18 protein-coding genes and 1 pseudogene are annotated in these 20,448 nt (G+C 65.3%); 1 reads left to right on the top strand and 18 read right to left on the bottom strand.

Translation table 11 applies throughout. The annotated features are described in order from the left end of the window. Positions 1-96: 96 nt before the first annotated feature. The 6 genes and pseudogenes from QJT78_RS21890 to QJT78_RS21865 form a co-directional block, all read right to left on the bottom strand. On the bottom strand, positions 97-1,068 hold the full coding sequence (locus QJT78_RS21890; RefSeq protein ID WP_028152061.1) for an oligopeptide/dipeptide ABC transporter ATP-binding protein: 972 nt from the start codon (positions 1,066-1,068) through the stop codon (positions 97-99). Then, on the bottom strand, positions 1,065-2,057 hold the full coding sequence (locus QJT78_RS21885; RefSeq protein WP_028152062.1) for an ABC transporter ATP-binding protein: 993 nt from the start codon (positions 2,055-2,057) through the stop codon (positions 1,065-1,067). Before QJT78_RS21885 ends, QJT78_RS21890 begins: the two co-directional genes overlap by 4 nt. After that, a complete protein-coding gene (locus tag QJT78_RS21880; protein WP_038943241.1) occupies positions 2,054-2,926 on the bottom strand; it encodes an ABC transporter permease in 873 nt (290 codons plus the stop codon). Before QJT78_RS21880 ends, QJT78_RS21885 begins: the two co-directional genes overlap by 4 nt. After that, positions 2,913-3,863 (bottom strand): ABC transporter permease, encoded by a 951-nt coding sequence (locus QJT78_RS21875; RefSeq protein WP_028152064.1) that lies wholly within the window; start codon positions 3,861-3,863, stop codon positions 2,913-2,915. Before QJT78_RS21875 ends, QJT78_RS21880 begins: the two co-directional genes overlap by 14 nt. Before the next feature lie 7 nt (positions 3,864-3,870). Continuing rightward, positions 3,871-5,415: an ABC transporter substrate-binding protein gene (locus QJT78_RS21870; RefSeq protein ID WP_028152065.1), complete on the bottom strand. Its 1,545-nt coding sequence runs from the start codon at positions 5,413-5,415 to the stop codon at positions 3,871-3,873. Positions 5,416-5,546: 131 nt separating this feature from the next. Next, a pseudogene (locus QJT78_RS21865) lies at positions 5,547-6,742 on the bottom strand (CoA transferase). Positions 6,743-6,934: 192 nt separating this feature from the next. Between QJT78_RS21865 and glgA the strand changes: the two are divergent. Next, positions 6,935-8,350, top strand: a complete 1,416-nt coding sequence (gene glgA, locus QJT78_RS21860; RefSeq protein WP_049807614.1) for a glycogen synthase GlgA — start codon at positions 6,935-6,937, stop codon at positions 8,348-8,350. 163 nt (positions 8,351-8,513) lie between these two features. Here the strand turns inward: glgA and QJT78_RS21855 are convergent, their stop codons facing one another. From QJT78_RS21855 to QJT78_RS21800, 12 genes are all read right to left on the bottom strand, one after another. Continuing rightward, entirely contained in the window at positions 8,514-9,464 is a 951-nt protein-coding gene (locus tag QJT78_RS21855; RefSeq protein ID WP_028152068.1) for an oxygenase MpaB family protein, read from the bottom strand. A gap of 77 nt (positions 9,465-9,541) precedes the next feature. Next, positions 9,542-10,684 (bottom strand): patatin-like phospholipase family protein, encoded by a 1,143-nt coding sequence (locus tag QJT78_RS21850; protein WP_028152069.1) that lies wholly within the window; start codon positions 10,682-10,684, stop codon positions 9,542-9,544. 132 nt (positions 10,685-10,816) lie between these two features. Further along, positions 10,817-10,984, bottom strand: a complete 168-nt coding sequence (gene ccoS, locus QJT78_RS21845) for a cbb3-type cytochrome oxidase assembly protein CcoS (protein ID WP_014497059.1) — start codon at positions 10,982-10,984, stop codon at positions 10,817-10,819. Then, positions 10,984-13,173, bottom strand: a complete 2,190-nt coding sequence (locus QJT78_RS21840) for a cation-translocating P-type ATPase (RefSeq protein WP_038975874.1) — start codon at positions 13,171-13,173, stop codon at positions 10,984-10,986. Before QJT78_RS21840 ends, ccoS begins: the two co-directional genes overlap by 1 nt. Positions 13,174-13,184: 11 nt before the next feature. Continuing rightward, positions 13,185-13,670 (bottom strand): FixH family protein, encoded by a 486-nt coding sequence (locus tag QJT78_RS21835; RefSeq protein ID WP_028152071.1) that lies wholly within the window; start codon positions 13,668-13,670, stop codon positions 13,185-13,187. A gap of 15 nt (positions 13,671-13,685) precedes the next feature. Further along, positions 13,686-15,152 carry a cytochrome c oxidase accessory protein CcoG gene (gene ccoG, locus QJT78_RS21830; protein ID WP_038943236.1) on the bottom strand — a complete coding sequence of 489 codons (1,467 nt, stop codon included), beginning with the start codon at positions 15,150-15,152 and terminating at the stop codon, positions 13,686-13,688. Between the two features lie 112 nt (positions 15,153-15,264). Continuing rightward, on the bottom strand, positions 15,265-16,140 hold the full coding sequence (ccoP, locus tag QJT78_RS21825; protein ID WP_028152073.1) for a cytochrome-c oxidase, cbb3-type subunit III: 876 nt from the start codon (positions 16,138-16,140) through the stop codon (positions 15,265-15,267). 6 nt (positions 16,141-16,146) lie between these two features. Next, the gene (locus QJT78_RS21820; RefSeq protein WP_014497064.1) at positions 16,147-16,311 is read right to left on the bottom strand and encodes a CcoQ/FixQ family Cbb3-type cytochrome c oxidase assembly chaperone; all 165 of its coding nucleotides are present in this window, start codon (positions 16,309-16,311) and stop codon (positions 16,147-16,149) included. A gap of 13 nt (positions 16,312-16,324) precedes the next feature. Then, positions 16,325-17,059, bottom strand: a complete 735-nt coding sequence (gene ccoO / locus QJT78_RS21815) for a cytochrome-c oxidase, cbb3-type subunit II (RefSeq protein WP_038943235.1) — start codon at positions 17,057-17,059, stop codon at positions 16,325-16,327. Between the two features lie 10 nt (positions 17,060-17,069). Further along, complete coding sequence (ccoN, locus tag QJT78_RS21810) at positions 17,070-18,719, bottom strand: cytochrome-c oxidase, cbb3-type subunit I (RefSeq protein WP_028152075.1); 1,650 nt, start codon at positions 18,717-18,719, stop codon at positions 17,070-17,072. 339 nt (positions 18,720-19,058) lie between these two features. Continuing rightward, the gene (locus QJT78_RS21805; RefSeq protein ID WP_028152076.1) at positions 19,059-19,484 is read right to left on the bottom strand and encodes a CBS domain-containing protein; all 426 of its coding nucleotides are present in this window, start codon (positions 19,482-19,484) and stop codon (positions 19,059-19,061) included. A gap of 39 nt (positions 19,485-19,523) precedes the next feature. Continuing rightward, positions 19,524-20,357 (bottom strand): universal stress protein, encoded by an 834-nt coding sequence (locus QJT78_RS21800; RefSeq protein ID WP_028152077.1) that lies wholly within the window; start codon positions 20,355-20,357, stop codon positions 19,524-19,526. Positions 20,358-20,448: the final 91 nt, after the last annotated feature.

The following is a 20,448-nucleotide window of genomic DNA, read 5'->3' as shown; positions in this document are numbered from 1 at the left end:
GTTTTCGAGCGAAGTGGATACCGGTTCGCGTAAAGAAAACGCGTCAAAACGAGAATCTAGCGGCCCGTTCCGATCGCATCGGAACGGGCCTCTAGTTTAGGCCAGCGGATGGTGGCAAGCCGCGAACTGGCCGGGTGCGACCTCGCGCAACTCCGGTATCTCCGCGCTGCATCGCTGGTCGGCCCGCGGGCAGCGGGTGCGGAAGCGGCAGCCGGACGGCGGCGCAATCGGCGATGGCGGCTCGCCGGTCGCCACACTCTCGACGGGACGCACGTCCGGATCGGGCACCGGGATCGCCTGCAACAGCAGGTCCGTGTAGGGATGCGCGGGCCTCGCGAACAATTGTTCCGACGGCCCGACCTCGCAGAGCCGGCCGAGATACATCACCGCGACGCGGTCGCTGACCGCTTTCACCACCGCGAGATCATGCGCGATGAACAGCAGCGTCAGGCCGAAGCGCGCCTTCATCTCCTCGAGCAGATTGAGGATCTGCGCGCGGATAGAGACGTCGAGCGCCGAGACCGGCTCGTCGCAGACGATGAATTCGGGGTTGAGCACCAGCGATCGTGCGATGCAGATGCGCTGGCACTGGCCGCCGGAGAATTCGTGCGGCAGACGGCCCGCCACGATGTCGGGGTCGAGCCCGACCGCAGAAAGCACCTCGTGGACGCGCCGCTTGCGCTCGGCGGCATCCTTGACGCCGGCGATGATCAGCGGCTCGGCGACGATGTCGCCGATGCGCCGGCGTGGATTGAGCGAGGCGATCGGGTCCTGGAAGATCAGCTGCACGCGGCGGCGCATTTTTCGCAGCGCCTCGCCTTCCATCGCAGTGAGGTCCTCGCCGTCGAACAGCACGCGGCCGGATTTGGCGCGGCGCAATTGCAGCACCGCGCGCCCCAGCGTCGACTTGCCGCAGCCGGATTCGCCGACCAGGCCCAGCGTCTCGCCGCGCGCGACCTGGAGGCTGACGCCGGAGACCGCGTGCACCGTCTTGTTGCCGAGGCCATATTCGACGACGAGATTGTCGACGTTCAGGAGCGGCTCAGCGGGCATGGCAAGCTGCATCATGCGTCAATCCCCTCCGTCATCTGGATGGGGTGGAAGCAGGCATAGAGATGATCCGGCATCTCCGCGCCCTTCAATTCGGGCTCGGCCTCGTGACAGCGCCCTGCGGCATAGCGGCAGCGTGGCGCAAACGAGCAGCCTTTAAGTGGCCGGGTCGGATCGGGCGGACGGCCGGAAATGGCCGGCAGCGGCGTATGCGGCGCGGTCTCCAGCTTCGGGATCGCCGCCAGCAGCGCCTCGGTATAGGGCATGTGCATGCGCTTGAACAACGCCTGCGTCGGCGCGCGCTCGACCACCCTGCCCGCATACATCACCGCGACCTCGTCGGCGCGGCCGGCGACGACGCCGAGATCGTGGGTGATGATGATCATCGCCATGTGGCGGCGGCGCTGCTCGCGCGCCAGCAGGTCGAGGATCTGCGCCTGGATCGTGACGTCGAGCGCCGTGGTCGGCTCGTCCGCAATCAACAGTTTCGGCTCGCAGGACAGCGCGATCGCAATCGCGATGCGCTGGCGCATGCCGCCGGAACATTGATGCGGATATTGCGCGAGCCGCTGCTCCGGCGCCGGGATGCCGACGGCGGCGAGCAGCTCGATGCTGCGCTTCCGCGCCGCCGGCGCGTCGAGCTCGAGATGCTCCTGGATCGTCTCCATCAGCTGGGTGCCGATGGTCAGCACCGGGTTGAGCGAGGTCATGGGGTCCTGGAACACGACCGCGAGGTCGCGCCCGCGCAGGCGCCGCAGACGCTCGGAGTCAAGCCGCACCAGATCCTGGCCGTCGAACATCACGCGTCCGGTCAGCTTCGCCTTCTTCGGCAAGAGCTGAAGCACCGCGCGCGATAGCATGGTCTTGCCGCAGCCGGATTCGCCGACGATGCCGAGCGTACGGCCCGCTTCCAGCGACAGGTCGACATGATCCACGGCGCGCAAATTGCCGCGCGGGGTCGGCAGTTCGACCGCCACATCCGCGATGGTGAGAAGCGGCGCGCTCACAGCGCCCCCTGACGCGGGTCGGTCAGCGCCCGCAAGGTGTCGCCGACCAGGTTGAAGGCCAGCACGGTCAAGAACAGCGCGGTTGCCGGCAGGAAGGCCAGCCGCGGCGCGACGTCGAGGCTGTCGCGCCCTTCGCCGATCATGCTGCCCCAGCTCGCCATCGGCGGCGGCACGCCGAGCCCGAGGAAGGACAGCGCGCCCTCGACCACGATGGTGACGGCAACGCCGAGCAGGAAGAAGGCCAGCAGCGGCAGGATCACGTTCGGCAGCAGCTCGCGCAGCAGGATGCGCGCATGACTGGCGCCGAGCGCCTCGGCCGCGATCACGAACTCGCGCCGCGCCAGCGTCAGCGTGGCCGCGCGCGCCACGCGCATGAAGGCGGGAATGCCGAGCACGCCGAGGATCAGGGTGAGATTTGGAATCGACTGGCCGAGATAGGCAGTCACCGCGAGCGCGAAGATCAGCGGCGGAAAGGCCAGCAGCACGTCCATGCTGCCGACCACCAGCGTCTCGAACCGGCCGCGGAAATAGCCGGCGAGGAGACCAAGCGCGCCGCCCAGCGCAAGGCTGATCATCGGCGCGATCAGCCCGACCGTCAGCGAGACGCGTGCCCCAAAGATCAGGCGGGCGAATTCGTCGCGGCCGAGCCCGTCGGTGCCGAGCCAGTGTTCCCCGGAGAACGCCGCACGGCGCTCCAGCATGTCCATGTCTACAGGATTCTGCAGCGGCAGCACCGGCGCGAGGATCGCGAGCGTCAGGACAATCGCGAGCCAGGCGCTTGCGAACCAGAACAGAATGCCGAGCTTGCGCCGGCGCCGAACCGGCTCGGAGACCACCTCGTCCTGCATCGACAGCTCAAGCGTGGCCATGGCGGATCCTCGGATCGAGCACGGCGTAGAGCATATCGACGATGAAATTGACGATGACGAAGCCGCAGGCGACCAGCAGCACCACGCCCTGGAGGATGACGAGGTCGCGGGTGTAGATCGCGCCGACCAGCAGGCGGCCGATGCCCGGCAGCGCGAAGATCGATTCCACGATCAGCGTGCCGCCCAGCAGGCGACCGATGTTGATGCCTGTCACCGTCACCAGCGTCAGCGACGATGGCTTCAGCGCATGCACGAACAGGATGCGCGCCGGCTTGAGGCCTTTGGCCTTGGCGAGCGCGATATAGTCCTCCTGCAGGGTCGCGATCATGTCGGAGCGCAACACCCGCATGATGCCAGGCCATTCAGCCAGCGCCAGCGTCAGCGCCGGCAGCACGAAGAAGCGCAGGTTCGACAGCGGCTCCTCGGTGAACGGCACATAGCCGGTCGCCGGCAGCCAGCGCAGCTCGACCGCGAACAGATAGATCAACAAAATCGCCATCAGGAACGACGGCATCGACAGCATGGCGAAGGCACTGCCGGTCATGAAGCGGTCGAAGGCGCCACCGGCACGCGCGGCGCAGGCGATCGCGAGCGGCACGCCGATCAGGAGCCCGATGAATTCGGCCATCAGCATCAGCTCGAGCGAGACCGGAATGCGCTCGGCCACCGCCTGCAATACCGTCTGCCCGGTGCGGAAGGAGCGGCCGAGATCGCCCTGCAGGACGTGACCGAGCCAGCTCAGATAACGCCACCACAGCGGCTGGTCGAGCCCCATGTCACGGCGCAACGCCGCGACATTCTCCGGCGTCGCCTGATCGCCGAGGATGACATAGGCAAGGTCGCCCGGCAGCAACGCGGCGATCAGGAAGGTGAGCAGCGAGACGGCGAGCAGCACCGGCAGGATGGCAAGGAGCCGCCGCACGACGAAGTTCAGCATCGCGCGGTCATTCCAGCCAGGTGGAGGAGACGTCGATCACGCCGTTGTAGATCTTTGGAAAGCCCTTCAGCTTGGCGCTCGACAGCGCATAATAGGTGTTCTGGAAGGTCCAGAACCAGATCGCCTCCTTGTTGATCAGGCGGCTGATCGCGCAATAATCCTCGGTACGCGCGGCGGGATCGGCGGTGACGCGGGAGTGGTCGAGCAGCCGGTCGAGCTCCGGATCGGCGAAGTTGGCCAGCGCCAGCGGGCTGCCGCTGCGGAAGTTCGCATACATCTGCGGATCGGGATCGGCGAGGTCGACGATGCGCCAGGGTATGAGCTGGAACTGACGCATGAACGCGCGTGGCGGAATGGTGGCCTGGTCGACCTGCTCGATCTCCATGTTGGCGCCGGCGCGCTTCCAGAATTGCTGGAGCACCTGGCCGATCATGCGGCCGCGGGGCGTCGCGGTCACCATCGTCTTGAACTCGACCGGCTTGCCATAATCCTTGATCAGTGCCTTGGCCTTCTCGACATCGAACAGCAGCGCGCCGTCGTCCTTGCACTTGACCCAGGAGCCGTCGCCGTAGGGATTGGTCGCGGGCCGGCTCAGGCCGTTGCTGATCGCCTGCGACATCTTCGGGCGGTCGATCGCCATCACCAGCGCCTGCCGCACCCGGACGTCGTCGAACGGCGCCACCTTGGTGTTGAAGGCATAGACCTGCGCGCCCGAGCCCTTGTAGGTGTGCACGGTGAGCTTGGGGTCCTTCTGCGCCTTCATGATGTTGTCGGCGTCGTTCTCGTCGTCCCAGATGATGTCGGCCTCGCCCGATTGCAGCGAGGCGAAACGCGACTGCGCGTCGGGCAGCGGCTTCAGGATGATGCGGTCGAGATAGGGACGGCCCTTGTCCCAGTAGCCCGGGTTCTTCTCCAGAACCATGCGATCGCCGGCCGTCCATGATTTCAGGATGTAGGGACCGGTGCCGACGGGATTGCGATTGTAGTCGTCGCCCTTGGTCTTCCACGCCGTCGGCGAATGCACGACGTTGTTCTGGCTCTGGATGGTGTTCGTTGCCGGCAGGTTCACGGAAGGATCGGTGAGATTGTAGACGACAGTATATTCGTCGGGCGCCAGCACTTCCTTGACGTTGGTGATGTAGAAGGCGCAGCGGCACTTGTTGGCGGGGTCCTTCTGCCGATCGAAGTTCTCCTTGAAGGCTTGCGCATTGAACGGCGTGCCGTCGTGGAATTTCACGCCCTGGCGCAGCTTGAAGGTCCAGCTCTTGTAATCGTCGGAATGGGTCCAGGACACTGCCAGCTTTGGCGCGGCCTCGCCCTTGTCGTCGAGCGTGGTGAGCGTATCGAAGATCGCGGCCGCGGCGGTGAAGGTCGAGGTGTCGTAGACCCCGACCTTGAGCGGATCGAAGCCCGTAATCTCCAGCTCCTGACCGACGGTGATGCTGCCGCCCGCCTTCTGCGCCTGTGCCGGCTCGGCCGGCGGAAGTAGAGAAAATGCCGCAACAAGGAAAATCGGCGCGTGTTTGCGCGCCGCGGCAGCAAGGTTCGTCATGGTTCCTCCCGGGATCCCTCGTCCGATGTTTCGGATCGTTGAATGACTCGGAGGCGAGCTTGGCGATAAATGTTCGCCACGGCAAGAGAAACACGCGAGTGATCAAACGCTGTAGTGGTGCTGCGATGCGCTCAGTTTGTCGCAGCCGTTTTGCCTGACGGAATTGGCGCATCGCCAGCGAGGCCGATCTCCTCGCGCAATGCGTCCGTGTGCTCGCCGAGCACGGCCATGGCTTGGCGGGCGTGGTGTCGGCGCCCGACATCCGGAACGGCAGATTGAGCACCTGGAACGAGCCACCCTCGTCCTCGACGGACGAGAGCGCCTGCCGGTGCGCGAGTTGCGGATCGGCCAGCGCCTCGGACACGGTGCGATAGGCCGAGGCCGGCACACCGGCCGCGCCAAGCGCGACAAGACACGCGTCGGTCGTGAGCGGCCGCGACCAGGCCTCGACGCCGTCCATCATGTCGGCCCAGTTCTCGCGGCGCGCGGCGTAGGTGGAGAAGCGCGGATCGGAAATCCATTCGGAGCGGCCGATCACGCCCATCAGGCACTGGAACGTCTTCTCGCTCGCGACCGTGATCATGACATAGCCATTGGCCGTCTCGGTCGGCCCGAACATCGGGCGCGGCGGTGGCTTCACCGCGAATTGCGAGCTCTGCAGCTCGATCACCGTCAAGGTCAGCATCGCTTCCAGCATGGAGACGTCGATGTGCTGGCCCTGCCCGGTCACCGTGCGCTGATAGAGCGCCGACGCAATCGCGCCGAAACCGTAGGTGCCGGTGACGACATCGGCATGGTAGATGCCGCAATAATCGGGACGGCTGCGGCCGGGCTGATAGGCGAGATGCGCCATGTCGTAGCCGGAGGCCGCATGGATCACCGGCGCGTAGGCCGGCAGCTCCGCCGAGGGACCGGTCTGGCCGTAGCCCGAGATCGAGCAATAGATCAGCTTTGGATTGACCGGGCACAGGCGGTCGTAGTCGAGCCGCAGCCGGTGCATCACGCCGGGGCGAAAGTTCTCGACCAGGATATCGGCGGTCGCGGCGAGCCGGCGCACCGCCTCCTTGCCCTCCTCGGACTTGAGATCGAGCACGACGCTTTTCTTGCCGACGTTGAGCTGGCCGAATACGGTGCTGCACCCCTTGCGCAGCGGCGGCCGGGTGCGCATCGTCTCGCCGCCGCCGGTCTCGATCTTGATGACCTCGGCGCCCATGTCGGCAAGCATCCGCGCACAATGGGGACCGGCGATGGTGGTCGAAAAATCCAGGACCCTGAGGCCCGCGAAGGCCTTTGTCGTCGTCCCCTCATGCTTATCTGCTAACGGCATGCCTGCTGCGCCCCTCGGCCTCTTAGGAACTATCGAATTTCTCTCTTGTTGATGCGCCGACCCTAGAGGGCGGCGGGTGAGTAGGAAAGTCTTTACCGAACGGACGCGTCTCACGGGCGGGCTTGGGAATTCCAGGACAACTGGACCCGTTCTTGCATAGCAATAAACGGGATCGGAAGAGGGCAGCTGTTCTTGAGGGTCTTGTTCGTCACAACCGAGATGGACGATTTCGTCCGCGTTGGCGGACTCGGCGCCGTTTCCGCTGCACTTCCCAGGGCGCTTCGCCCTCTCGCCGATATCCGGGTCATGTTGCCCGGCTACCGCGACATCATCGAACAACTCACGCATATTCAGATCGTTGGCCGCTGCGCGGCGTTTGCGGAGATGCCGGCCTGCTCGCTCGGCCGGGCTGCGACCAAGGACGGGCTGCCGGTCTATGTGCTGTTGTGCTCACAACTCTACGACCGGCCCGGCAATCCCTATGGCGACGAGTCCGGACACGACTGGCCGGACAACGACATCCGCTTTGCGCGCTTTGCCTCGGCAGCCGCTGAGCTGGCCATGGGCAAGCTGGACAAGAATTGGGCAGCAGACCTGATCCATGCCAATGACTGGCAGGCCTCGCTCGTGCCGGCCTACCTCGCCTGGCGCGGCGCCAAGCTGCCGTCGATCCTGACCATCCACAACCTCGCCTACCAAGGACTCTTCCCGAAGGACTCGCTCCGGCGGATCGGCGTCCCCGAGAGCTCCTTCCATATCGACGGCGTCGAGTTCTACGACCAGCTCTCCTTCCTCAAGGCCGGGCTGGTCTATGCCTCGCACCTCACCACCGTCAGCGGCACCTATGCACGCGAGATCACGACGGAGGAATTCGGCTGCGGTCTCGAAGGCCTGCTTCGTGTCCGCTCCGACGCGGCCGAGCTCACCGGCATCCTCAACGGCATCGACGAGAGCTGGGACCCTCGCTCCTGCTCCCAGCTGGCCCAGCAGTTCGGCGCCGGCGACTGGGTCGGCAAGAAGGCCAATGCGGATTATATCCGCAAGCAGTTTGGCCTGGCGGTCTCGCGCGGGCCGATGTTCGCGATCGTCGCACGCCTGGTGCACCAGAAGGGTATCGACCTCGTGCTGTCGGCCGCCGACGAGATCATCGATGCCGGCGGACAGATCGTGGTCACCGGCTCCGGCGAGCCCGCACTCGAGCAGGCGCTGATCGACGCGCATCGCCGCCGCCCCGACGCGATCGGGGTCACGATCGGCTTCAACGACGCCCAGGCGCGGCGCATCTTCGCGGGCAGCGATTTCACATTGATGCCGTCACGCTTCGAACCGTGCGGCCTCAGCCAGATGTACGCCCAGCGTTTCGGCTCGCTGCCGATCGGTCACCAGACCGGTGGCCTCGCCGAGACCATCACCGACGGCGAGACCGGCTTCCTGTTCTCAAGACCCTCGCACGAATCCTTCCTCGGCGGCGTCCGCCGCGCCTTCTCGGCTTTCGTTGCGCATGACCAGCTCGACTCCATGCGTCGCAGCGCGATGGGGCGATCGTTCTCCTGGAGCATCTCGGCCGGGAGCTACAGCGCGCTGTATCGGAAGCTGGCCTCGGTGTGAGGCTGAGGCGTTCCCACGCGCTCCGTCATTGCGAGGAGCGAAGCGACGAAGCAATCCAGACTGTCTCCGCGGCGATAGTCTGGATTGCTTCGGTGCGCTCGCAATGACGATGTGGAGAGAGTGCGCGCCACTCTATCGCCCGTCACCCTAAGAGTGGAGGCCATCACCCCTTCCCGCGCACATCCATTTGCGGCCGCCCGATCCAGGCGCGGTTGAGACACCGGGTCATCCAGTCGGGCTGCGGCTCGCCCCGCAGCCGTGCCTGCGCTTCCTGGTAGGGACCGACATAGCGCAGCCGGTCCGGCAGTTTGGGATAGACGCGCCTGATCCATCTCAGCGCATTGTCGGCTGCCCGCCTGTCGCGCTCGTCGAATTCAAACCTGAAGCCCGCTCGCAGGCGCTCCGGCAACAAACTCGCGGTGAGCGCGCGATACCATCGCGGTGGTCGCAACCACGGACGCGCGCCGCCAAGGATCTGTGCGGCGATCTCGCGCGCCGCCGGGCTGACGGTCAGCGTGTCCGACTGCACCATCGCCGCGGTGTAGGCCGCAAAGCCGGACCAGTCCGCGGGCAAATCGTCCGCCGTCAATCCGAACAAGGCGCCGAACATCCGGCTCTCACTCCAGTAGCGCTCGCGCTCCTCCGCCGAGAGCGGCGGCAGGACCAGGTCATGCGCCATCACCGCGGTCTCGACCAGCGTCGCATGAACCCAGCGCAGCGACGGAATGTCGTTGGCGCAGTAGCGCGAGCCTGCCGCGAACGGACCGACGGCCTCGGGCATCTCGCCGACGATCATGCTGTGGCGCCGATGCAATTGCCGCGACGACAACTGTGCCCGGTCGAGCGAGCCGAACACCATGGCAAAGACGATGTCGAAGGTACGGTGGAAGCGGCCGATCGGATCGGCAAGGGTCCGCGAATGCTCCGCGATGGCGGCCGCGACCCAGGGATGCGCCAGCTGCAACAACAGCGCGCGGCCGGCGCCGAGAAAGATGACGGCCTCCCGGTCGATCCGCCATGTCACCGTGTCAGGACCGAACACGCCGGCAACCGGTCCCGCGGCGTCGGCGCGGACCCGCCCCAAGGCCAATTCCAGATCGTTCCCGGATACCAACTGCAGGGCCTCTCAAGAGCGGACGACGACCGACAATCCGCAGGGCCTGTGGCAATTCGATGAAAGCGGACGCGGCCCTACTCCGCCGCCATCGGCATCTCGTCCATATGCTCGTGCAGCACCACGCCGGCGAGCGGATCGAATTCGCCGATCCACGGCCTTCGCGCCAGCACCGACCTCGTGTGGGCGTAGCCCGCATGCCAGCGCCGCGTAATGCCTGACGGACTGAAGTCGATATCCTTGGTATGGGTTTCGCGATCGAGCTGCGGCGCCAGCAGTCGCACCACATGCATGCGGGTCGGACAGCCGTAGCTCATCAGCTCCCTCACCGCGGGATCGTTGCGCTCGTTCTCGGGCAACCGCGCGGCAAGCTGGTTGATGACGTGGCGCAGGCGATGGGCCTGCTGCTGCCGCACGATCTGGCTCGCGATGCGGCTGGAGTACTGCACGTCCTTATGGCGGTTCAAGACCTCCGCCATCGTGGTCGGCTCGGCGCCGACGGGATTCCACAGATGCACGGAGAAGATCAGCGAATCCCTGCGTGGATTGTCGTCGAACACGGCCTCCGTCGGCGTGTTCGACAGGATGCCGCCGTCCCAATAAAGGTCGCCATCGATGCGCACCGCCGGAAAAGCCGGCGGCAGCGCGCCCGAAGCCATGACATGCTTCACCGTCAGTTCGCCGTCGCGGCTGTCGAAATAGCGCATTTCGCTGGTGCCGACATGGGCCGCACCGACCGTCAGTCGCGGCACGCAGCGATTGGCGAGATCGAAATCGACCAGCTCGCTCAGCGTCTTCTCCAGCGGCGCGGTCGAATAGAAGCCGGCGTGATCGGCGCCGAGCGGAAAGGAATCTCCCGCATGCGCCAGCAGGTTGGGCCGGAAGAAGCCGGGAATGCCGTTGGTGACGGTCGACAAATAGGTGAGCTTCTCGTTGAAGTCGGGAAAGGCGCCACCCAGAGCCCAGACCGGATTCTGCTCCATCCGCTTCCAGAACTCCTTCAGGCGCGCGAGCCTGTTCTCCGGCGCATTACCGGCGATCAGGCTCCCGTTGATGGCGCCGATCGAGGTGCCGATGACCCAGTCCGGCTCGATCCCGGCCTCGTGCAGGGCCTGGTAGACGCCCGCCTGGTAGGAGCCGAGCGCACCGCCGCCCTGCAGCACCAGCACGACCTGTCCCGGCAGATCGTTAGGCCCGCACATTCCGACATCTTTCTGCATGCTCGTCACGCTCCTGCTCCGGAGAGCCTGCCCCGTCGCTTCTACGCAAAATCCTCCGGCATTGTTACGCCCGGCGACCGCCGGCCGTCCAGCGACCATGTCCGAAAAGGGCTGCGCGGAACCAATGGAGTGTTAACGCTTGACCGGGGCGTCCTGCGGCGGCTCGTCGTCCGCGATGGCGCGCCAGGCCGCGCCGTCGAGATCGTCATATTGGCCGCTGCGCAGCGACCAGAGGAAGGCGACGAGGCCCGCTCCTCCGAGCATCAGCGCCAGCGGCACCAGGATCACCAGGATTTCCATCACACGGTCTCCCGTGACGCACTGCGCGCCCTCAGTGAATTCAGCATCACCAGGATCGACGACCCGCTCATGGCGGCCGCCGCGATCAGGGGCGTCACCACGCCGCTGGTCGCCACCGGCACGGCGAGGACGTTATAGCCGATCGCCAGCCAGAGGTTCTGCCGCATCAGGTGCAGCGCCTTGCGCGCAGAATCGATCGCGGCGACGACAGGCGCCAGCGGCCGGCCGAGGAAGACGAGATCGGCGGTCGCCTGGCTGAGATGCGCGGCCGAGATCGGCGACATCGAGACATGGGCGGCTGCCAGCGAAGGCGCGTCGTTCATGCCGTCGCCGACCATCAGCACTTTGGCGCCGCGCTGCTTCAGTTCCTCGATCCGCGCGATCTTGTCGGCCGGCGTGACGCCGGCGCGCCATTCGGCGATGCCCAGCGCATGGGCCGCCGCGATCACCGCAGGCTCACGGTCGCCGGAGAGAATCTCGATGCCGATATTGCGCGCCTTCAGCGCCGCGATCACGGCCTGCGCGTCCGGGCGCAGACCCTGGCGCACCGAGAGGATGAATTTTTCAGTCCCTTTGCTGAAAGCCACGATGGAGGCTTCGGGATCGAGTGTGGCGCTGCCAACCAGCGCCTCGGCGCGGCAGAAGGACGGACGGCCAAGACGGATCTCGACACCGTCCACCACAGCGCGCACGCCCTGCCCGGCCTCCTCGACCGCACCAACGATCGGCGACCTTGCACCCGCGGCCAGCGCAACGGCAGCGGCGACCGGATGATGGCTCGACAGTGCGAGCCGCCCGGCAAGTTCAAAAATGTCGACGGGAATGTCGGCCGCGTTCATCACTTCGAGATCGGGCAGCGTCAGCGTGCCGGTCTTGTCGAAGATGACGTGGTCGGCTTCGGCCAGCCGCTCGATGGCGTCGCCTGAATTGAGCAGCACGCCCGCTTTGAACATGGCGCCCGCGGCCACCGTCTGTACGGTCGGGATCGCGAGCCCGAGCGCGCAGGGACAGGTGATGATCAGCACAGCCACGCCGGTCACGATCGCATCGTGCCAGCCGGCCCCCGCAATGACCCAGCCCAAAATGGTGATCAGCGCCGTCGCATGCACCACCGGCGCGTAGAGCCGGGAGGCGCGATCTGCGAGCCGCATGTAGCGCGAGCGCGCCTGCAGCGCGTTGTCCAGCAACCGCGTGATCTCGGCGAGCAGCGTCGCCTCCGAGGCCGCCGAGACCCGCACCCGCAGCGTGCCGGAGATGTTCATCGAGCCGGCATAGACCGCCGTGCCCTGCTCCGCCGTGACATACAGCGTTTCGCCGGTGATCAGGCTCTGGTCGATCTCGGAACGCCCCTCGATCACCGTGCCGTCGACGGCGCAACGCTCGCCGGGCCGCAGCAGCACGATGTCGCCGGGATGGATCGCCGCGACGGGGACCTGCGAAATCTCGTCGGGCCCGACGAACTTGGCCGCCGTCTCCGCCTTCAGCGCGGCGAGATTGCCGGCGACCGCGCGGGTCCGCCGCCGCATGTTCTGGTCGAGGAAGCGGCCGACCAGAAGAAACGTGAGCAGCATGATCGCCGCGTCGAAATAGGCGTGCTCGGCGTGATGGATTGTCTCGACCACGGACATGCCGAGCGCAAGGCACACCCCGATCGAGATCGGCACGTCCATGTTGGTGGTCTTGGCCGACAGCGCGCGCCACGCCGAACGGAAGAACGGCTGGCCGGCATAGGCTGCCGCCGGCAGCGCGATCAGCGCCGACAGCCAGTGGAAAAAGTCGCGCTGCTCCGGCAGCATGTCCGAGACGTTGCCCGACCACACCGGGATCGACAGCATCATCACGTTCATGGTGGCGAACGCGGCGACGCCGAGGCAGCGCAGCAGGAAGCGCGATTCCGCAACTTCCGTCGCTTCCGCACTCTCGGTCTCGTAAGGATAGGCCTTGTAGCCGAGTTCCTCGAGGCGATCGATGAACCTGCTAGGATCGAGCGTGTCCTGCTTCCACTCCAGCGCGACGCGGCGGTCGGTGAGATTCACGCGCGCCAGCGTGACGTCGGGGATGGCCGACAGTCCGCGCTCGATCTTGGCCATGCAGCCGGCGCAGTGAACGCCCTCGACCGCGAGATCGATGTGCTTGATACCCTCGCCCGCGGCCCGGACGTAATGAGAAAAATCCCGCGTGACCTGCATGACCATGTCCCTCAGTTCAGGATCACGCGGTTGCGCGACATGAACACGCGTGTCCCGCGCGCCTCGCCTTCGATCACGAGATCCCACTGCCCCGGCGCAACCGACGCGGCATTGCCGCGATAGATGCCGATGCCGGCTTCCGACAGCTCGACTGCGAGATCGGCGCGCTTGTCGGTCGGCCGCTCCAGGCGGCCGCCGAATTTCAACCCGCTCACCGGCTGGCCGCTCGCATCGCGCGCCTCGACCTGAAGCGTGGCAGCACCATCAGCGCGGCGCTCGATATGGGCACTGACCTTCCAGTTGCGCGCGGCCTGGTCCTGTGCTGCCGAGATCTCGCGGTCATAGGTGAGGCCCGCGGCATAGGGGCTGTCGACGTCGGTGCCGGGCAGCGTCGCGATCGCGAGCTTCATCATGGTCACGTTGACGCCGATCACGAGCCCGAAGAAGGCGACCAGCATCAGGAACACTTTTGTTCCGGTCAGCGGCTGGGTGGCCATGGCAGTCTCCTGATCCTAGGGCGAGACGAAGTTGTCGGTGGCGGTGGCGACCTCGCCGAGCCCGATGTCGGTGACGTGGAAGCGAACGGGAACCGACTTTTCCGGATTGCTTTCCGCCGGCGCGGTGACGAGCAGGCGAAGCTCGCTGGTGGAGTCGCGCGGGATCACGATCATCGGCCTATCGGGCGTCACGGAATCGATGCCGACGACATGCGTAGTCAGGTTGGCCGGACCGTTGGCGTCGATCGCGATGACGCGGTCATAGCCGCTCTTGTTCAAGAGCCGCACCGTATAGGCATTGCGGATCGAGCCGTCGCTGAGCCTGACCGCGACCGGATTACGGTCGTGCAGCACGTTGACGTCGAGCAGGCTGCGGGTCGCGAGCGTGTAGATCATGATGCCGCCGACCGCCGCGATGATCGCGCTATAGGCGACGGTGCGGGCCCGGACGATGCGGTAGACCGGCGCCTTGCCTTCCTGGCGGCGCTGGATGTTGATGTCGTTGTCGTAGCCGATCAGCCGCTTCGGCCGGCCGATCTTGGTCATCACGTTGTCGCAGGCATCGATGCAGAGCCCGCACTGGATGCATTCGAGCTGCGGTCCGTTGCGGATGTCGATGCCGGTCGGGCAGACCGCGACGCATTGATAGCAGTCGACGCAGTCGCCGACATGTTCGCCGAGCGCACGCAGCTCGATCGCCTTCTTCACCGAGGTGCGCTTCTCGCCGCGGTCGTAGCGATAGGTGACGTTGAGCGCCCATTCGTCGGTGAGCGCCGCCTGGATGCGCGGCCACGGGCACATATAGGTGCAGACCTGCTCGCGCATGAAGCCGGCGAGCACATAGGTCGTCGCCGTCAGGATGCCGATCCAGATATAGGCGATCATCGGCGCCTGGAAGGTGACGAGCTCCTTCACCAGCGTCGGCGCGTCGTTGAAATAGAGCACCCAGGCGCCGCCGGTCCACCAGGCAATCAGAAGCCAGATCGAATGCTTGAGCACGATCTCGGAGATGCGCTCCAGCTTCATCGGATCGGACGACTTGTCCTTCTTCATCCGCTCGCGCCGGTCGCCCTCGACCAGCCGCTCGACCGCGTAGAACAGATCGGTCCACACCGTCTGCGGACAGAGATAGCCGCACCAGATGCGGCCGCCGACCGAGTTCATCAGGAACAGCGCCACGGCGGCGACAATCAGCAGGCCGGTGAAGTAGTAGACCTCCTGCGGCCACAGCTCGATGAAGAAGAAGTAGAAGCGGCTGTTGGGAAGATCGATCAGCACCGCCTGGCTGGGAGCACCGATGCCGCGATTCCAGCGCACGAACGGCAGGAAGTAGTAGACGCCGAGGCAGAACGCCATCAGGCCCCATTTGACGCGGCGGAACGTACCGGAGACGCTCTGGGGATACACCTTCTTCTGGGCTACGTAGAGCGGCCCGTTGTCATCGTTCGATGTGAGGTCGTTCGGGTTCACGGTCTTGTTCATCGCCAAGAAGCTTCTCGAAAAGGTGCGATTAAACCTAGACCCGGCGCGAGCGCGTCAGTTGATCCAGCTCAAGCGGGGACGCTTTTGTTCGCCCCCGCTTGTCGCGAGCAGGCTATTTGCCACCGCCCAGCGAGTGGACATAGACCGCCATCGCCTTGATGGTGGCGGGATCGAGCCGCCCTTCCCAGGCCGGCATCACACCGGCGCGACCCAGGCTGATGGTCTCGATCAGGCTCGCTTCGTCAGAACCGTAGAGCCAGATCTTGTCGGTCAGATTCGGGGCGCCCATCTCCGGGTTACCCTTGCCGCCGTCACCGTGGCAGGCGACGCAATTCTCCGCAAAGATCTTCTCGCCCTTGGCGGCATCAAAGCCCTTGCGGGTCGAGAGGCCCGACAGCGACCGCACGTAATTGGCGACCGTGACGATCTCGTCGCCCTTCAGCACGCCATCCTTGCCGAAGGCGAGCATCTGGCCCTCATGCGCCTTGGCATGGCCGGAACGCGCGCCGAACTGGATGGTCTGCATGATCTGGTCGAGCGTGCCGCCCCACAGCCAGTCATCGTCGTTGAGATTCGGAAAGCCTTTTGCGCCGGCGCCGCCTGAGCCGTGGCACGGCGCGCAATTGTCGCCGAACACGGTCTTGCCCTTGGCCCGCGCCAGCGCCAGCAAGGCCGGGTCCTTCTCGATGTCGGCGAGCGAAGCCGCGCCCAGCGCCGCCATCTTGTCACCCCTGATCTTCTCGAGATTGGCGAGCTCGACCGCGACGTCGGCGCGCGAGGAATAGCCGAACAGGCCCGTGGTATTGCTGGAGATCAGCGGCCAGGCCGGATAGACGATCCAGTAGCCGATCGCCCAGACGATGGTGAGGTAGAATGAGATCACCCACCAGCGCGGCAGCGGCGTGTTGAGCTCCTTGATGCCGTCCCACTCATGTCCGGTCGTGGACTTGCCGGTGACGGAATCGATGTCGCCATGATGATCGGTCATGATCTCTTACTCCTCCCGCAACGGCAGGCGCGCCGCTTCGTCGAAAGCGGCCTTGTTGCGCGGCCATAATGCGTAGGCGATGATCGCGAGAAAGATCGCGACGAACACCGGCGTCCAGATCGTGGTCACGAGACCGGACGCGAGATTGTCGAGTGTCAGGATGGCTTTCATCGTTGATGCCTTCTCAGCGAAGATTGGCTTTCTCGTTGTAGAGCTTGAAGTCGACCAGCGTGCCGAGCATCTGCAGGTACGCGATCAGCGCGTCCATCTCGGTCGGCGCGCCGGCCTTGCCGTCGAAATTGCGCACGACGGCCTTGGCGTAGCGCTTGCCGAAGGCGTCGGAGCCGGCATTGTCGGGATCGGCCTGGGCCTTTAGATCGGCGCCTGCGTTCGCAATCTGGTCGTCGGTGTAGGGCGTGCCGATGGCCTTGAGCGTCTTCATGTGGTCGGCGATCGTATCGGGATCGACCTCGGTCTGTTTCAGGAACGGATAGCCCGGCATCACCGACTGCGGCACGATCGCGCGCGGGTTGGTCAGATGGGTCACGTGCCAGTCGTCGGAATATTTGGCGCCGACGCGGGCGAGATCCGGACCGGCGCGCTTCGAGCCCCACTGGAACGGGTGGTCGTACATGCTCTCGGCGGCGAGCGAGAAGTGGCCGTAGCGCTCGACCTCGTCGCGCAGCGGGCGGATCATCTGCGAATGACAGAGATAGCAGCCTTCGCGGACATAGACGTTGCGGCCAGCAAGCTCCAGCGGCGTGTAGGGCCTGACGCCGTCGACCGCCTCGATCGTGCTCTTGAGGTAGAACAGCGGGGTGATCTCGACGAGACCGCCGATCGCGATCACCAGCAAAATGCCGACGATCAGGACGATCGAGTTCTTTTCGAAGATTTGGTGGCGTGTCCAGAACGACATGGAAGGCTCCTCATTCCGCCGGCTGAAGCGCGACGGGCATCTGGACTTCCTGTTCGCCGACGCGAACGGTCATCCAGAGATTGTAGGCCATGATCAGCGCGCCGATCAGGAACAGCCCGCCGCCGGCGGCGCGGATGATGTAGAAGGGATGCATCGCCTCGACGCTCTCGATGAAGGAATATTCGAGGAAGCCGAGCGAGGTGTAGGCGCGCCACATCAGGCCCTGCAGGATGCCGGACACCCACATCGCCGAGATGTAGAGGACGATGCCGAGGGTCGCGATCCAGAAGTGCCAGTTGACGAGCTTCAGGCTGTAGAGGCCCTTGCGATTCCACACCCACGGCACCAGGCAGTAGAGCGCGCCGAAGGAGACGAAGCCGACCCAGCCGAGCGCGCCGGAATGCACGTGGCCGATGGTCCAGTCGGTGTAGTGGCTGAGCGAGTTCACCACCTTGATCGACATCATCGGGCCTTCGAAGGTCGACATGCCGTAGAAGGCGACGGAGACTACGAGCATGCGCAGCACGGGATCGGTGCGCAGCTTGTCCCAGGCACCCGACAGCGTCATCAGACCGTTGATCATGCCGCCCCAGGAGGGCATCCACAGCATGATCGAGAAGGTCATGCCGAGCGTCTGCGTCCAGTCCGGCAGCGCCGTGTAGTGCAGATGATGCGGGCCGGCCCAGATGTAGAGGAAGATCAGCGCCCAGAAGTGGATGATCGACAGCCGATAGGAATAGATCGGCCGCTCCGCGCGCTTCGGGATGAAGTAGTACATGATGGCGAGGAAGCCGGCGGTCAGGAAGAAGCCGACCGCGTTGTGGCCGTACCACCACTGGAACATCGCGTCCTGGATGCCGCCCCAGGCGACGTAGGATTTCGAGCCGAACACCGAGACGGGGAGCGCGGGATTGTTGCCGAGATGCAGGACCGCGATCGTCACGATGAAGGCGAGATAGAACCAGTTCGCGACGAAGATGTGCGGCTCCTTGCGCTTGATGATCGTGGCAAGGAAGACCAGCAGATAGACGACCCAGACGATGGTGAGCCAGAGGTCGGCATACCATTCCGGCTCGGCATATTCCTTCGACTGGGTGACACCGAGCAGATAGCCGGTGCCGGCGATCAGGATGAAGAAATTGTAGCCGATCACGACGAACCAGGGCGCGAGGTCGCCCGCAAGGCGCACCCGGCAGGACTTCTGCACGACATAGAGCGACGTGCCGATCAGCACGTTGCCGCCGAAGGCGAAGATCACCGCGGAGGTGTGCAGCGGACGCAGCCGGCCGAAGCTGGTCCAGGGCAGATCGAAGTTCAGTGCGGGCCACGCCAACTGCGAGGCGATGATGAGGCCGACGAGGAAGCCGGCAATGCCCCAGAACATCGCCATGACGGCGGTGAACTTGATCGGACCCATGTTGTAGTTGGGACGGCCGTTGATCTCCGCCGGCGGCAGCGCCGCCGGACGATCGAAGTAGCGGTTGATGATGCCAAAGACCACAACCACGCTCGCCGCCGCGCTGAGCGCGGCGTGGAAGGCAAAGGCCGAATCGAGCGCCTTGGCCGAGGCGATCACGCAGAGGAAGGCGGTGACCGCGAACACGACAGCCAGGCCGCTTTCACCTGCTGTCATCGATTTGGAGATGGAGGGCTGGGGCATCGCGGATTCTCTCTGAAAGACCACGCCGCCAGAAACCACATCCGCCCTCGCGGGGAATTGATTGAAATCAAGATGTACGTTTGGGCTCTACGTATTGGGCAGGCAATTTGAGGCCTGCTCCGTATTTCTGCGGAGCCGCCAGTTAAAGTGCCCTCTCCCCTCATGTCCGCCGAAGCCTTGGCGAAGGCGGATGCGGGAGAGGGCGGCAAGGACCGTGCGGCAGACTCACTCGGGTGAGGGGTATGCTTCCCCGAGTCCAATTCTCTTTTGAGATCGCGGAGACATACCCTCCATCCGGCGCTTCGCGCCACCTTCTCCCACAAGGGGAGAAGGAAGAAGTCACTCCCTTGCCGTCGCCTTCAGCGCCTTGATGACGTCCTCGCGGGCGATGATTCCGACCAACTTCTCGGCGCCGTCGAGCACGATGATGCTTCTGATGCGGTGCTCGACCATGATCTGGAGCACGCGCGTCAGCCGCGTGTCGGGGCTGACATAGATGAACTCGGGCATCATGACGTCGCCGATCCTGCGGCTCATCAGGTCGCGATAGTGCGGCAGCATCTGGCTCGGCGAGAACGCGAAACACTTCAGGATGTCGAACTTGGTGACGATGCCGACCACCTGCCCGTCGTCCTCGACCGGATAGGAGTTGAAATCGTCACGCTCGAACATCTCGCTGAGCGCGAGCAGGTCCTGGTCGCGCCGCGCTGTCCTGACGTTGCGCGTCATGTAGCCGTCGACGGTTTGCTCGAGAAACTTGTACACGGCGCGTCCTCCTCGATTAGCTTTTGGGCCGGGCGGCCGTCAGTGCGACAGCAGCACGCTGCGGGCGGATTGCGTGACCAGATATTCGGTGACGCCGCCGAGGATCAGCTCGCGAAAGCGCGAATGACCATAGGCGCCCGCCACGATCAGGCCGGCCCCGAGGTCGCCGGCGACCTGCTCCAACTGCGCGGCAGCGGTTGCGTTCCGCACCGCCTCCGAGACGCGTGCGCTCGCGGTGACGCCGTGACGGGCGAGCCAGGCGGCAACGTCGGTGACGCCGGCCATCACCGCCGAACGGTCGTCATCGCGCTCCGGGATTTCGACGATGGTGACGTCCCTCGCCTTGCGCAGCATCGGCAGCGCATCGACTACCGCGCGCCGCGCCTCCGGCGTGTCCTTCCATGCCACCAGCACGCTGCGCAGGTCGAGCCAGTTGACCTCATCGGGAACGACGAGAAGCGGGCGGCCGGACTGCATCACCAGGTCCTTGGGGCTGGCGAGCGCGAACGCGTCGGAGAAGGCCGGGCTGTGGCCGCCGCTGACGATGATGTCGGCGCAGCGCGCCTGCGCCAGCACGAAACGCGCCGGAAAATCCATGGCGCCGCGCCACTCCACGCGGCCGCCGCGCGCCTTGGTGACGGCACGGAATTGCGCCTCCAGATCGGCAAGGCGCTTCCTGATGGAGGCTTCCTCCTGATCGATCAGGCTCTGGGCTTCAGCGCCGTCGGTGAAATAGAGCGGCGGCGCGAACTGCGCTGCGGCAACCCCGATCATGGCCGCCTCGAATCGCTCGGCGAGCTCGCCCGCGACCTGAAGGCGCGCCTCGTTGGACTGATCGAGCGTCAGGCTGACCATCACGGTCGCGTAAGTCATGGGGATTCTCCGGACAGCTATGAACTGGCGCGAAATCTAGCCTCGTCGTGACGAGGCAGGATGAGGTAGATCAAATCGCCGGATGCGGCCT

It is taken from the genome of Bradyrhizobium sp. Mp27, from assembly GCF_029953005.1.
In the GTDB taxonomy this organism is placed as follows: Bacteria; Pseudomonadota; Alphaproteobacteria; order Rhizobiales; family Xanthobacteraceae; genus Bradyrhizobium; species Bradyrhizobium barranii.
The sequence above is the reverse complement of the archived record's forward strand: the minus strand, read 5'-3'. Positions and strand labels throughout refer to the sequence as shown.

Bases quoted from the DNA above. Each gene is read 5' to 3' on its own strand.
- QJT78_RS21890 (WP_028152061.1), bottom strand. From the start codon at position 1,068: ATGATGCAGCTTGCCATGCCCGCTGAGCCGCTCCTGAACGTCGACAAT.
- QJT78_RS21880 (WP_038943241.1), bottom strand. From the start codon at position 2,926: ATGGCCACGCTTGAGCTGTCGATGCAGGACGAGGTGGTCTCCGAGCCG.
- QJT78_RS21875 (WP_028152064.1), bottom strand. From the start codon at position 3,863: ATGCTGAACTTCGTCGTGCGGCGGCTCCTTGCCATCCTGCCGGTGCTG.
- QJT78_RS21870 (WP_028152065.1), bottom strand. From the start codon at position 5,415: ATGACGAACCTTGCTGCCGCGGCGCGCAAACACGCGCCGATTTTCCTT.
- QJT78_RS21850 (WP_028152069.1), bottom strand. From the start codon at position 10,684: ATGCAGAAAGATGTCGGAATGTGCGGGCCTAACGATCTGCCGGGACAG.
- ccoS (WP_014497059.1), bottom strand. From the start codon at position 10,984: ATGGAAATCCTGGTGATCCTGGTGCCGCTGGCGCTGATGCTCGGAGGA.
- QJT78_RS21840 (WP_038975874.1), bottom strand. From the start codon at position 13,173: ATGCAGGTCACGCGGGATTTTTCTCATTACGTCCGGGCCGCGGGCGAG.
- QJT78_RS21835 (WP_028152071.1), bottom strand. From the start codon at position 13,670: ATGGCCACCCAGCCGCTGACCGGAACAAAAGTGTTCCTGATGCTGGTC.
- ccoG (WP_038943236.1), bottom strand. From the start codon at position 15,152: ATGAACAAGACCGTGAACCCGAACGACCTCACATCGAACGATGACAAC.
- ccoP (WP_028152073.1), bottom strand. From the start codon at position 16,140: ATGACCGATCATCATGGCGACATCGATTCCGTCACCGGCAAGTCCACG.
- QJT78_RS21820 (WP_014497064.1), bottom strand. From the start codon at position 16,311: ATGAAAGCCATCCTGACACTCGACAATCTCGCGTCCGGTCTCGTGACC.
- ccoO (WP_038943235.1), bottom strand. From the start codon at position 17,059: ATGTCGTTCTGGACACGCCACCAAATCTTCGAAAAGAACTCGATCGTC.
- ccoN (WP_028152075.1), bottom strand. From the start codon at position 18,719: ATGCCCCAGCCCTCCATCTCCAAATCGATGACAGCAGGTGAAAGCGGC.
- QJT78_RS21800 (WP_028152077.1), bottom strand. From the start codon at position 20,357: ATGACTTACGCGACCGTGATGGTCAGCCTGACGCTCGATCAGTCCAAC.